The following is a 13,737-nucleotide window of genomic DNA, read 5'->3' as shown; positions in this document are numbered from 1 at the left end:
GGATTGACCGGCAGAGCCGGGGCTTGCGCTTCCCTGGAGTGTCGCCCCGTGCTGAAGCACGGTTCGAGGTGTGTCACCGGGGGTGGCGGCGTCGACATGGGTCAACGGCGCGCGTCAAGCAACCGGTCCAGTGTGCCAGAGCGGGCGGCGACCTACCAAATCGAGGCCGTGGCACCCGGCATACCCGCACTGGTGGCGCGTCGCCCCCGGCGTCCACGCGAGCCAAGACCGAGCCTCCACGCGAGCCTCCACCCGAGCCTCCACCCGAGCCGCCCCCGGGCGCCGGGGCGACCGTGGTGGTGCGCAGCGATGCACGCCGGCCATCCGCGCTGCCGGGAGTGGGCCCGGTGTTCACCGCCACGGCGGTCGGGCGAATGGCAGGATCGAGCCCATGCCGGCCACCTCCGAAGTCCCACCCGCCGAAGGCCCCGGCCGCACCCGTCAGGGGCTGGTCTACCGCGCCGGTGTGCTCGGCCACCGGCCGACCGTGCCCACCGACTCCGCCGAGCTCGAGCGGCGTGCCCAGGCCGCCATGTCGCCCCGCGCGTGGGCCTACGTCGCGGGCGCCGCCGGCGAGGGCGCCACCGCCCGCGCCAACCGGGCGGCGTTCGACCGGCACCGGATCGTCCCCCGGATGCTGCCCGGGCGAGCCAGCCGCGACCTGTCCACCGAGCTGCTCGGGCGCCGGCTGCCCGCGCCCGTGCTGCTGGCACCGGTGGGCGCGGTCGGGTTGGTCCGCCGCGACAGCGACCTCGAGATCGGCGCTGCGGCAGCCGAGCTGGGGCTGCCCTACATCCTGTCGAACCAGGGCTGCTCCCCCATGGAGGACGTCGCGGCGGCGATGGGCTCGGCTCCACGCTGGTTCCAGCTCTACTGGTCGACGGACGAGCTGCTGGTCGACAGCCTGCTGGCCCGGGCCGAGGCCAGCGGCGCCGAGGCGGTGGTGGTCACGCTGGACACCACGATGCTCGGCTGGCGACCGCAGGACCTCAACCTGGGGTCGCTGCCGTTCTCGCAGGGGATCGGGATCGCGCAGTACACCTCGGACCCCCGTTTCCAGCAGGTCGTCGCCGAGCGGGTGGCGGCCCGGGCCGAGCAGGGCTCCGACGACGTCAAGGTCACCCTCGGGGCGCTGCGCTCCCTGCTGTCGATCAGCCGTGAGCACCCCGGCGACCTGCGCGCCAACCTGCGCTCCCCCACTCCCCGCGCTGCCGTCGAGACCTTCCTCGACATCTACTCCAACCCGGGCCTCACGTGGGAGCAGCTCGCGACCCTGCGCGACCGCACCTCGCTGCCGTTCCTCGTCAAGGGCGTCCTCCACCCCGACGACGCCCGGCGGGCCGTGCAGGTCGGGGCGAGCGGCATCGTGGTCAGCAACCACGGCGGACGCCAGGTCGACGGCGCCATCGCCTCCCTCGACGCGCTGCCCGCCGTCCGGGCTGCGGTCGGGCCCGAGCTGCCCCTCGTGCTCGACAGCGGTGTCCGCACCGGGAGCGACGTCGTGAAGGCGATCGCCCTCGGCGCCGACGCCGTGGCCGTCGGTCGCCCCTACGTCTACGGGTTGGCCCTGGGGGGCCGCGACGGGGTGCGTGACGTGCTGTCCAACATCGTCGCCGAGCTCGACCTGACGATGGGCCTGTCCGGGGTGGGGTCGGTCGCGGAGATCGGGCCGGGGCTGCTGGCGGCTGCGCCCTGATGGCGCGGCCGCACCTGACGACGACCCGGCTCGGGCTCAGACCCCTCACTGCCGACGACAACGCCCTGCTCGTCGAGCTCGACGGCGACCCGGCCGTCATGGAGTACCTCACGGGTCGGGCCACGGCCCCGGATGAGGTGATCGAGATCTGGATGCCCCAGCGCACCGATCCGGCGCACGACGAGCTCGGGCTCGGCTACTGGTCGGGCTACGAGCGCGGCGAGTTCGTCGGGTGGTTCTGCCTGACCCCGACCGGTGACGGCGCTGCCGAGCTGGGCTACCGGCTGCGCCAGCGGGCCTGGGGGCGCGGGCTCGCCAGCGAGGGCGCGGCCTGCCTCGTGGAGCACGGCTTCGTCACCGTGGGTCTGCGGCGGATCTGGGCCGAGACGATGGCGGTGAACACGCGTTCCCGAGCCGTCCTCGAGCGGCTCGGCCTGCGCCACCTGCGCACCGAGGTGCGCACGTGGGACGACCCGCTCCCGGGAGCGGAGCTCGGCGAGGTGGTCTACGAGCTGACGGCGCAGGAGTACGAGCAGGCGAGGGGCGGCCCGGTCAGGGCGCCGGGACTGCCCTGAGGTCGTCGACCGAGACCGTGACCGGCGCGTTGGTCGCGCTGCCCGACAGGTAGAGGAAGAGGCCGACCCCACCCGTCGCCTGGAAGCCTGCGGTCGAGTCCGTCACCGTCTTCTGCCACGTCGTCGGCTCGGTGGTCCCGGCCTTCCACACCCGCGCGCGGATGGTCGTCGGCGAGGTGCCGGTGACCTGGACGCGCGCAAGCAGCTGCTGGCCGGCCGCCATCGTGATCCCCGAGACCTGCGACTCGGCCACCAGGGCGGTCTCGGTGTTCGCAGCGGTGGCCCGCTGCAGCGACAGCCACACCGCACCGTTGGAGGTGTAGTGCACCTTGGCGCGGTAGTCACCGACACCGGCCACCCGCCGGCCGTTCAGCGAGATGTAGGCGCCGCTGCCGGTGGGCACCTTGTCGAGGGCGATGGTGGCGACGAGGTCGGTCGCAGAGGAGGACACCCCGGCCAGCGCGAGCCACGGCCCCGAGCCCGCGGCGAGGCGCACCTGGCCGACACCCGAGCCGACGGACAGGGCCGTCGCCGAGCCGCTGAAGGTCCATGGCCCGCCGGTGTCGGCACTCCCCCAGCCCGAGGCGACGGTGCGGCCGAAGGCGTCCGACGCCAGGACCGTCACCTGGGGGGCGGTGACCGTGACCGAGGTCGTCGTGGTCCCGGTGGCGCCGTCGTCGTCGGTCACGGTGAGCCGGACCGTGTAGGTGCCGGCCGCGGCATACGTGTGGTTGGGCGTGGCGCCACTGCCGTTGGCCGTGCCGTCCCCCCAGTTCCACGCATAGGACGCGATGGTGCCGTCGGGGTCGCTGGAGCCCGCGCCGTTGAAGGTGCAGGCGAGGTCGGTGCAGCTGTTCGTGAAGCTCGCCGTCGGGGGCTGGTTGGGAGTCGGTGCCACGGTGACCGACTGCGTGGTGGTGTCGGTGGCGCCGCCGTCGTCGGTCACGGTGAGGGTGATCGTGTAGGTGCCCGCCGCGGCATACGTCCGGCTCGACGTGACGCCGGTGCCGGTGCTGCCGTCACCGAACTGCCAGGCGTAGGAGCTGATCGTGCCGTCGGGGTCGCTGCTGGCCGCGGCGTCCACGGTGCAGGCGAGCTGCGTGCAGGTCGGTGTGAAGGCGGCCACCGGCGGCTGGTTGGCCGGTGGGGCGCCGCGCGTGATGGTGAAGGCGTCGGTGAAGCTGCCGCCCGAGGCCCGGCGGAAGTTCGCCGTGAGCACGTCGGCCGTGGCGGAGATGTCGAGCACGCCGAAGGTGCTGTTGATGTTGGCCCCCGCGTAGGCGGCGAAGTAGCCGGCTTCGGGGTCGGTCGTGTTGACGTCGCGCTGGTTGATCCCGCCGGTGCCGACCGTGGCGAAGACGGTGCCCGCTCCGGCGGCGAGGTCGTTGTCGGAGTCCACGACGCACGAGGCGTTGAACGTGCCGGGGACGAGCTGGGTGCACCCGGTGCGGGTGGTGAGCTGCTTGGTGCGCTGGTAGAGGTGCTCGTGGCCGCCGAGGACGAGGTCGACCTTCTTGGTCAGCAGCAGGTTGGCCAGGTCGGAGCCCATCTCGCAGGCGTACTGCCCCAGGCTCAGGCACGGTGTGTGGTTGCCGACGACGACCCACGGGATGCCGGCCGTGCGGGCGGAGTCGATCGCCGCCGCGGTCCAGGTGTACTGCGGGGTGCCCACCGCATAGCTCAGGGTGCCCGTGGTGAACGGGATGCCTGCCGAGACCGCGATGTAGCGCACCAGGGGGGCCGACGCGGGCACGTCGACGTAGTACTGGCGCCCGTAGGTGCCCCGCAGGCCGGGCAGCTGGTTGGGCAGGCACGCCGAGAAGTCGTTGATGTTCCCGTTCTGGCCGTTGCTCTCATGGTTGCCCGAGACCAGCTCGAAGGGATAGCCCTCTCCCACTCCGGCCTTGACCGCGCTGCACCAGGCCTCCTCGGCGCCCGCGGTGCCGTAGGACATGTCACCGAGGGCGGCGTGGAAGTCGTTGTCGAGCGAGCCGATCAGGTTGAACACGCTGGTCGCGGCGGTCGACGCCGAGAAGTCCCCGGCGGCACTGAACCGCACCGTCGGGTCGCCCGGCGCGGAGGCCACCGGGCCCGCGAGCACGGTGAGCAGTACCGCAGTTGCCAGGGCCACGCGACGGAACCGACCGGTCATGGCCTCGAAACTAGCCGCGCCCGGCCACGCCCACCTCCCCCACGAGCCGTACCCGGGAACCGGGCAGATCCGGCATACCAGAGCAAAGCCCCCAGGCGGCTGGCGTTGTCGCCGGGGACAGCAGAGGACCCCGCAGCCGAAGCTGCGGGCCCCTCTGGAGGTGCTGGTGCGTCAGATCGCGCGAACTACTTCGTGATCTTGGTGACGCGGCCGGCGCCGACGGTACGGCCGCCCTCGCGGATGGCGAAGCGCAGGCCCTCCTCCATGGCGATCGGCTGGATGAGCTCGACGTTCATCTCCGTGTTGTCACCGGGCATGACCATCTCGGTGCCCTCGGGGAGGTGCACGACGCCGGTCACGTCGGTGGTACGGAAGTAGAACTGCGGGCGGTAGTTGTCGTAGAACGGCGTGTGACGGCCGCCCTCGTCCTTCGAGAGGATGTAGACGTTCGCCTCGAAGTCCGTGTGCGGGGTGATCGAGCCCGGCTTGCAGATGACCTGCCCGCGCTCGACGTCCTCGCGCTTGGTGCCACGCAGCAGCAGGCCGACGTTCTCGCCCGCACGACCCTCGTCGAGGAGCTTGCGGAACATCTCGATGCCGGTGACCGTGGTCTTGGTGGGCGGACCCTCGTGGATGCCGACGATCTCGATCTCCTCGTTGACGTTGAGGATGCCGCGCTCGATACGACCGGTGACGACGGTGCCACGACCGGTGATCGTGAAGACGTCCTCGACGGGCATGAGGAACGGCTTGTCGACCTCGCGCTCCGGCTCCGGGATGGCGCTGTCAACGGCGTCCATCAGCTCCAGGACCGACTTGCCCCACTCAGCGTCGCCCTCGAGCGCCTTCAGCGCCGAGACCTTGACGACCGGCAGGTCGTCGCCCGGGAACTCGTAGTCGGACAGCAGCTCACGGACCTCCATCTCGACGAGCTCGAGGATCTCCTCGTCGTCGACCATGTCGGCCTTGTTGAGCGCCACGACGATGTAGGGGACGCCGACCTGGCGGGCCAGGAGGACGTGCTCCTTCGTCTGGGGCATCGGACCGTCGGTGGCCGCGACAACCAGGATCGCACCGTCCATCTGCGCCGCACCCGTGATCATGTTCTTCACGTAGTCAGCGTGTCCGGGGCAGTCGACGTGGGCGTAGTGACGGCTCTCCGTCTGGTACTCGATGTGCGCGATCGAGATCGTGATACCGCGCTGCTTCTCTTCGGGTGCCTTGTCGATGTCGTCGAACGCGAACTGCGGGTTCAGGTCCGGGTACTTGTCGTGCAGGACCTTGGAAATCGCAGCCGTCAGCGTCGTCTTACCGTGGTCGATGTGACCAATGGTGCCGATGTTGACGTGCGGCTTAGTCCGCTCGAACTTTGCCTTCGCCACTTGATGTCCTCCTCAGGACTCTTCTTTGGTTGAACGCCGTGTTCCCAGGCGGGACGTGGCGCGGATTGGGGGTTGTGGAGCTCTGCAGTCCGTGGTGCGACCGGTAATGCTACCGGTCACTCACCACGGGTCTTCTTGATGATCTCCTCGGCAACAGCCTTGGGGACCTCGGCGTAGGAGTCAAACTCCATCGAGTAGTTCGCCCGACCCTGGGTCTTGGAACGCAGGTCTCCGACGTAGCCGAACATCTCCGACAGCGGGACCAGGCCGCGAACGACCTTGGCACCACTGATGTCCTCCATGGCCTGGATCTGGCCACGGCGGGAGTTGATGTCACCGATGACGTCGCCCATGTAGTCCTCGGGCGTGCGCACCTCGACGGCCATCATCGGCTCGAGGAGCACGGGGTCGGCCTTGCGGACGGCCTCCTTCAGCGCCATGGAGCCGGCGATCTTGAACGCCATCTCGGAGGAGTCGACGTCGTGGTAGGCGCCATCGAGCAGCGTCGCCTTGATGCCGACCAGCGGGTACCCCGCGAGCACGCCGTACTGCATGGCGTCCTGGATACCGGCGTCGACCGAGGGGATGTACTCGCGCGGGACGCGGCCACCGGTGACCTTGTTCTCGAACTCGTACAGCTCGCCGGACTCGGTGGTGTCGAGGGGCTCGATGCTGATCTGGATCTTGGCGAACTGGCCGGAGCCACCCGTCTGCTTCTTGTGGGTGTAGTCGAACTTCTCCACGGTGCGGCGGATGGTCTCGCGGTAGGCCACCTGCGGCTTGCCGACGTTGGCCTCGACCTTGAACTCGCGCTTCATCCGGTCCACGAGGATGTCGAGGTGGAGCTCGCCCATCCCGGCGATGATCGTCTGGCCGGTCTCCTCGTCGTGGTGGACCTGGAAGGTCGGGTCCTCGGCGGAGAGCTTCTGGATGGCGGTGGAGAGCTTCTCCTGGTCACCCTTGGTCTTGGGCTCGATGGCCACCTGGATGACCGGGTCCGGGAACGTCATCGACTCCAGCACGATCTGGTCGTTCGGGTCGCTGAGGGTGTCACCGGTCGTGGTGTCCTTCAGGCCGATCGCCGCGTAGATGTGACCCGCGAGGGCCTCGTCCACGGGGTTCTCCTTGTTGGCGTGCATCTGGAAGAGCTTGCCGATGCGCTCCTTGCGGCCCTTGGTCGTGTTGACGACCGCGGAGCCGGAGGAGATCTGGCCGGAGTAGACCCGGATGAAGGTCAGCGTGCCGAAGAACGGGTGCGTGGCGACCTTGAAGGCCAGCGCCGAGAACGGCTCGCTGGTGTCGGGCTTGCGCGTCATCTCGACCTCCTCGTGGTTCGGCTTGTGGCCGACCATCGGGGGGACGTCGAGCGGCGACGGCAGGTAGTCGACGACTGCGTCGAGCATCGGCTGCACACCGCGGTTCTTGAACGCGGAGCCACACAGGATCGGGTAGAGCTCGGAGTTGACCGTGAGCTTGCGGATCGCGCCCTTGATCTCCTCGGGCGTCAGCTCCTCGCCACCGAGGTACTTCTCCATGAGGACGTCGTCGGACTCGGCGACGCGCTCGACGAGGGCGTGGCGGTACTCCTCCACCTTCTCGAGCATGTCGGCCGGGATCTCCTGGATCTCGTACTTGGCACCCATGGTGACGTCACCCTTGGCGTCACCGGGCCACACGAGGGCGCGACGGTAGATGAGGTCGACGACTCCGACGAACTCGCTCTCGGAGCCGATCGGCAGCTGGAGCACGAGGGGCTCCGCACCGAGGCGGTCCTTGATGGTGTCGACGGTGAAGTAGAAGTCCGCGCCGAGCTTGTCCATCTTGTTGACGAACGCGATGCGGGGGACGTCGTACTTGTCGGCCTGACGCCACACGGTCTCCGACTGGGGCTCGACGCCCTCCTTGCCGTCGAACACGGCGACGGCACCGTCGAGGACGCGCAGCGAGCGCTCCACCTCGACCGTGAAGTCCACGTGACCGGGGGTGTCGATGATGTTGATCTGGGTGCCCTCCCAGAAGGAGGTCACGGCGGCAGACGTGATCGTGATGCCGCGCTCCTTCTCCTGCTCCATCCAGTCGGTGGTCGACGCACCGTCGTGGGTCTCACCGATCTTGTGGTTGACACCGGTGTAGAAGAGGATGCGCTCAGTCGTCGTCGTCTTGCCGGCGTCGATGTGCGCCATGATCCCGATGTTGCGGACCTTGGTCAGGTCCGTCAGGACGTCGAGTGCCAATGTGATCGTCTCATCTCGCTCGTTAGAAAAAGTTCGTGGTGGTGCGTGGTGGGCGGGGCCGCGACCACGCACCCCCGGTATGCCGCGTGCACGCGGTGGCCCGCGGCATACCGGTCGCTGTTACCAGCGGTAGTGCGCGAAGGCCTTGTTGGACTCGGCCATCTTGTGGGTGTCCTCGCGACGCTTCACTGCGGCGCCGAGGCCGTTGGACGCGTCGAGGATCTCGTTCATCAGCCGCTCGGTCATGGTCTTCTCACGACGCTGCCGCGAGTAGCCGACCATCCAGCGCAGGGCGAGGGTGGTCGCGCGGTTGGGCTTGACCTCGATCGGCACCTGGTAGGTGGCGCCACCGACACGACGCGACTTGACCTCGAGCGTCGGACGGATGTTGTCCAGCGCGCGCTTGAGGGTCACGACGGGGTCGGAGCCGGTCTTCTCCTTGACGCCCTCGAGGGCGCCGTAGACGATCGTCTCGGCGATGGACTTCTTGCCATCGAGGAGGATCTTGTTGACCAGCTGGGTCACCAACGGGGAGTTGTGGACCGGGTCGACGACGAGGGGGCGCTTGGGCGCGGGTCCCTTGCGAGGCATTACTTCTTCTCCATCTTCGCGCCGTAACGGGAGCGGGCCTGCTTGCGGTTCTTGACACCCTGGGTGTCGAGCGAGCCGCGCACGATCTTGTAACGGACACCCGGGAGGTCCTTCACACGACCGCCACGCACGAGCACGATCGAGTGCTCCTGCAGGTTGTGGCCGACGCCCGGGATGTAGGCCGTGACCTCGATGCCGCTGGTGAGGCGCACACGGGCGACCTTGCGCAGGGCAGAGTTCGGCTTCTTGGGGGTGGTGGTGTACACACGCGTGCACACGCCACGGCGCTGGGGCGAGCCCTTGAGGGCAGGAGTCTTGGTCTTGGTGACCTTGTCCTGACGCCCCTTGCGCACAAGCTGGTTGATCGTAGGCAACCTGTTCTCCGTACGTAGTTGATGTTCTGTGCCGCCGGGCCGCGGCTGCGGTCCTGCTGGCACTCCTTGGTGTGGTGCCTTGCCCGACCCCCGCACTCGGGTGTGTCGTGCTCGGCGCTCTCCCCTGCACCCTCCACGCACGAACCATGGCGGTTCGGTTGCGGAGTGCCCGGCGAGAGGGGTGCTGGCCCAGCGGCCGACAGTGGTCACGGTGTTGGTCGTGAGGTGGTCGGCACCGACTCCAGCGCATGACTGAGGCAGACCTCAGGCACAGTGTTCAAAGATACCGCCTGCGTGGTACCCGACCAAATCGGTTACCCGACCTCCGGCCCCGATGGCCGCCGCCACTTCACGCTGCGGCGACTTGATGCGCGCAGATCGTCACCGAACCCTCAAATCGGGGGCCTCGTGACCACCAGCCGGCAACAAGGCCGGGGACTCGCCGACTTGTTGCGCGCAGATCGTCACCGAACCCTCAAATCGGGGGCCTCGTGACCACCAGCCGGCAACAAGTCCCGGGCCGGCAAGGCAAAGCGCGGGTATGCCGCGTGGTGACCACGCGGCATACGGTCCAACGCGGGCGACCAGCCGTGGTGCCGCGGGCTGCCCCGGGGACCACCCCGGACCCCTCCCCCCACTGCTGGCCCCCTGTGGGGCACCAGACCCGCCAGACCGGGGTCACGTGCAGCACCCCACCCCTGGCCAGCAGCGCGGGGGCGGGACGCCGGGAGTCGCCCGACCCGTGCACGCAAGGACCGAGGGGGTCGGCCCGGAGAAACCGGGCCGACCCCCTCGGGTCGTGCAGTGAATCGAGCCCAGGGCTCAGTCGAGACCGAGCTCGGCGTCGTCGAGCCGGATGGCCTCGCCGGAGCCGGGGCCGAACACCGGGTAGTCGTACTCGTAGCTGGGCATCGAGTACATCGCAGCCTTGGCCTCTTCCGTGGCTTCGACCTTGACGTTCCGGTAGCGCGGGAGACCCGTGCCGGCCGGGATGAGCTTTCCGAGGATGACGTTCTCCTTCAGACCCAGCAGCGGGTCCGACTTGGCGTTCATCGCGGCCTCGGTGAGCACGCGGGTCGTCTCCTGGAAGGAGGCGGCCGAGAGCCAGGAGTCCGTGGCCAGCGACGCCTTGGTGATACCCATGAGCTCGGGGCGACCCGAGGCCGGGCGGCCACCTTCGGCGACGACGCGACGGTTCTCGGTCTCGAACCGACCACGCTCGGCCAGCTCACCGGGGAGCAGGTCGGCGTCGGCGGACTCGATGATCGTGATCCGGCGCAGCATCTGGCGGACGATGACCTCGATGTGCTTGTCGTGGATCGACACACCCTGCTGGCGGTAGACGTGCTGCACCTCGTCGACGAGGTGCATCTGCACCGCACGCGGGCCGAGGATGCGAAGGACCTGCTTGGGGTCGATCGAACCCTGCGTCATCCGGTGGCCGACCTCGACGTGGTCGCCGTCGGCGATCAGCAGACGCGCTCGCTTGCTCACCGGGTAGGCGTGCTCCTCGGAGCCGTCATCCGGGGTGAGCATGATGCGACGGGTCTTGTCGGTGTCCTCGATGGAGACCCGACCGGACGCCTCGGCGATCGGGGCGACACCCTTGGGGGTGCGCGCCTCGAACAGCTCGACGACACGGGGCAGACCCTGCGTGATGTCGTCACCAGCCACACCACCGGTGTGGAAGGTACGCATCGTCAGCTGGGTGCCGGGCTCACCGATCGACTGGGCCGCGATGATGCCGACGGCCTCGCCGATGTCGACCAGCTTGCCGGTCGCGAGCGACCGGCCGTAGCAGGCGGCACAGGTGCCGACGTGCGACTCGCAGGTGAGGACCGAGCGGACCTTGACCTCCTCGACGCCAGCGGCGACGAGGGCGTCGATGACCACGTCACCGAGGTCGATACCGGCCTCGGCGAGGACGGAACCGTCCTTCTCGACGTCGGCGGCGAGCGTCCGCGCGTAGACCGAGGTCTCCACGTCGTCGTGCTCGACCAGGGCGCCGGCCGCGTTCTTCTGCGCGATCGGCATGGTCAGGCCACGCTCGGTGCCACAGTCGTCCTCGCGGATGATGACGTCCTGCGACACGTCCACCAGACGACGGGTCAGGTAACCCGAGTCGGCGGTGCGCAGCGCGGTGTCGGCAAGACCCTTACGCGAACCGTGCGTGGAGATGAAGAACTCGAGCACGGACAGGCCCTCGCGGAAGTTCGCGCGGATCGGTCGCGGGATGATGTCGCCCTTCGGGTTGGACACCAGACCACGCATACCGGCGATCTGCCGCAGCTGCATCCAGTTACCACGCGCACCCGACGACACCATCTTGTAGATGGTGTTGGTCTTCGGGAGGTTGGCCTCCATCTCCTTGGCGACCTCGTTGGTGGCCTGGGTCCAGATCTCGATGAGCTCCTGGCGACGCTCGTCGTCGGTGATCAGACCGCGCTCGTACTGGACCTGGACCTTGGTGGCCTTGGTCTCGTAGCCCTCGAGGATCTCGAGCTTGCGCGGCGGGGTCACGACGTCGGAGATGGCCACCGTGGTGCCCGAGCGGGTCGCCCAGTGGAAGCCGTACTCCTTGAGCGCGTCGAGGGACGCAGCCACCTGGACCTTGCTGTAGCGCTCGGCCAGGTCGTTGACGATGGTCGAGAGGCGCTTCTTGTCGACGACCGCGTCCACGAACGGGTAGTCGACCGGCAGGGTCTGGTTGAACAGCGCCCGCCCGAGGCTGGTCTCGACGGTGAGCGAGGCCACCTGGCCCAGCTCGTTCGGCTCGACACCCTCGCCCAGCTCCGTGCCGGGGATCGGCACGACGTCGAGCAGGCGGATCTTGACCTTGCTGCCGAGCTCCAGCTCGCCGGCGTCGAACGCCATGCGGGCCTCGGAGACCGACGAGAACGCGCGGCCGGAGCCCTTGCCGTTCTCCACCTCGGAGGTGAGGTGGTAGAGCCCGATGATCATGTCCTGGGTGGGCATGGTCACCGGACGGCCGTCGGCCGGCTTGAGGATGTTGTTGCTCGAGAGCATGAGGATGCGGGCCTCGGCCTGCGCCTCGGTGCTCAGCGGCACGTGCACGGCCATCTGGTCACCGTCGAAGTCGGCGTTGAAGGCCGAGCAGACGAGCGGGTGGATCTGGATGGCCTTGCCCTCGACCAGCTGGGGCTCGAAGGCCTGGATGCCGAGGCGGTGCAGGGTGGGTGCGCGGTTGAGCAGCACGGGGTGCTCGGTGATGACCTCTTCGAGGACGTCCCACACCACCGGACGAGCCCGCTCCACCATGCGCTTGGCCGACTTGATGTTCTGGGCGTGGTCGAGGTCGACCAGACGCTTCATCACGAACGGCTTGAAGAGCTCGAGCGCCATCTGCTTGGGCAGACCACACTGGTGCAGCTTGAGCTGCGGGCCGACGACGATGACCGAACGGCCGGAGTAGTCGACGCGCTTGCCGAGCAGGTTCTGGCGGAACCGGCCCTGCTTGCCCTTGAGCATGTCGGACAGGGACTTGAGCGGACGGTTGCCGGGGCCCGTGACCGGGCGGCCACGACGGCCGTTGTCGAAGAGGCTGTCGACAGCCTCCTGGAGCATCCGCTTCTCGTTGTTGACGATGATCTCCGGCGCACCGAGGTCGAGCAGGCGCTTGAGCCGGTTGTTGCGGTTGATCACCCGGCGGTAGAGGTCGTTCAGGTCGGAGGTCGCGAAGCGGCCACCGTCGAGCTGCACCATCGGGCGCAGGTCCGGCGGGATGACCGGGACGGCGTCGAGGACCATGCCGGACGGCTTGTTGGTCGTCGCCTGGAAGGCGGTCACGACCTTGAGCCGCTTCAGCGCACGGGTCTTCTTCTGGCCCTTGCCGGTGGCGATGATCTCGCGCAGCAGCTCGGCCTCGGCGACCAGGTCGAAGTCCTCGAGGCGCTTCTGGATCGCCGCGGCGCCCATGCCACCCTCGAAGTACAGACCGAAGCGGTCACGCATCTCGCGGTAGAGGATCTCGTCGCCCTCGAGGTCCTGGACCTTGAGGTTCTTGAACCGGTCCCAGACCTGCTCGATGCGCTCGATCTGCATGTCGGCGCGCTTGCGGATCTGGTTCATCTCGCGCTCGGCGGACTCGCGGACCTTGCGGCGGGCGTCAGCCTTGGCGCCCTCGGCCTCGAGCTCGGCGATGTCGGACTCGAGCCGCTTGGCACGGGTGTCGACCTCGGAGTCGCGCTTGTTCTCGTACTCCTTCTTCTCCACCTCGATCTGTGCCTCGAGCGAGGGCAGGTCCTTGTGACGCTGCTCCTCGTCGACGGACGTGATCATGTAGGCCGCGAAGTAGATGACCTTCTCGAGGTCCTTCGGGGCGAGGTCGAGCAGGTAGCCCAGCCGCGACGGGACGCCCTTGAAGTACCAGATGTGGGTGACGGGTGCGGCGAGCTCGATGTGGCCCATCCGCTCGCGACGCACCTTGGCGCGGGTGACCTCGACGCCGCAGCGCTCACAGATGATGCCCTTGAAGCGGACCCGCTTGTACTTGCCGCAGTTGCACTCCCAGTCCCGGGTGGGGCCGAAGATGCGCTCGCAGAACAGGCCCTCCTTCTCGGGCTTGAGCGTGCGGTAGTTGATCGTCTCGGGCTTCTTCACCTCGCCGTGGCTCCACTGGCGGATGTCGTCCGCCGTGGCCAGGCCGATGCGCAGTTCGTCAAAGAAGTTGACGTCGAGCACGTGGTTCCTTCTTCCGTGTCTCTTGCTTGAAA

At 68.6% G+C, this 13,737-nt stretch carries 8 protein-coding genes; 2 read left to right on the top strand and 6 right to left on the bottom strand.

Features of this window, described 5'->3' with window-relative positions:
- Positions 1-391 precede the first annotated feature (391 nt).
- Together ABD262_RS01270 and ABD262_RS01265 are read left to right on the top strand one after the other, a co-directional pair.
- Positions 392-1,696 (top strand): alpha-hydroxy-acid oxidizing protein, encoded by a 1,305-nt coding sequence (locus ABD262_RS01270; protein ID WP_344129957.1) that lies wholly within the window; start codon positions 392-394, stop codon positions 1,694-1,696.
- Positions 1,696-2,271 carry a GNAT family N-acetyltransferase gene (locus tag ABD262_RS01265; RefSeq protein WP_344129954.1) on the top strand — a complete coding sequence of 192 codons (576 nt, stop codon included), beginning with the start codon at positions 1,696-1,698 and terminating at the stop codon, positions 2,269-2,271. Before ABD262_RS01270 ends, ABD262_RS01265 begins: the two co-directional genes overlap by 1 nt.
- On the opposite strand, the gene ABD262_RS01260 is transcribed toward ABD262_RS01265, so the two are convergent.
- The 6 genes from ABD262_RS01260 to ABD262_RS01235 all read right to left on the bottom strand — a co-directional run bounded on the left by ABD262_RS01260 (position 2,249) and on the right by ABD262_RS01235 (position 13,705).
- Entirely contained in the window at positions 2,249-4,423 is a 2,175-nt protein-coding gene (locus ABD262_RS01260) for a PKD domain-containing protein (RefSeq protein WP_344129951.1), read from the bottom strand. The two genes, ABD262_RS01265 and ABD262_RS01260, sit on opposite strands and share 23 nt — an antisense overlap.
- Before the next feature lie 185 nt (positions 4,424-4,608).
- The gene (gene tuf, locus ABD262_RS01255; RefSeq protein ID WP_344129948.1) at positions 4,609-5,805 is read right to left on the bottom strand and encodes an elongation factor Tu; all 1,197 of its coding nucleotides are present in this window, start codon (positions 5,803-5,805) and stop codon (positions 4,609-4,611) included.
- A gap of 116 nt (positions 5,806-5,921) precedes the next feature.
- Positions 5,922-8,039, bottom strand: a complete 2,118-nt coding sequence (gene fusA, locus ABD262_RS01250) for an elongation factor G (RefSeq protein WP_344129945.1) — start codon at positions 8,037-8,039, stop codon at positions 5,922-5,924.
- A gap of 120 nt (positions 8,040-8,159) precedes the next feature.
- Entirely contained in the window at positions 8,160-8,630 is a 471-nt protein-coding gene (gene rpsG / locus ABD262_RS01245) for a 30S ribosomal protein S7 (RefSeq protein ID WP_056915473.1), read from the bottom strand.
- Positions 8,630-9,004, bottom strand: a complete 375-nt coding sequence (gene rpsL, locus ABD262_RS01240; RefSeq protein WP_056883290.1) for a 30S ribosomal protein S12 — start codon at positions 9,002-9,004, stop codon at positions 8,630-8,632. The genes rpsG and rpsL overlap by 1 nt, the downstream gene beginning before the upstream one ends.
- Before the next feature lie 822 nt (positions 9,005-9,826).
- Positions 9,827-13,705 carry a DNA-directed RNA polymerase subunit beta' gene (locus ABD262_RS01235; protein ID WP_344129937.1) on the bottom strand — a complete coding sequence of 1,293 codons (3,879 nt, stop codon included), beginning with the start codon at positions 13,703-13,705 and terminating at the stop codon, positions 9,827-9,829.
- Between the last annotated feature and the right edge of the window lie 32 nt (positions 13,706-13,737).

It is taken from the genome of Pedococcus bigeumensis (genome assembly GCF_039531795.1).
In the GTDB taxonomy this organism is placed as follows: domain Bacteria; phylum Actinomycetota; class Actinomycetes; order Actinomycetales; family Dermatophilaceae; genus Pedococcus; species Pedococcus bigeumensis.
This window is presented reverse-complemented; position numbering and strand designations above follow the sequence as displayed.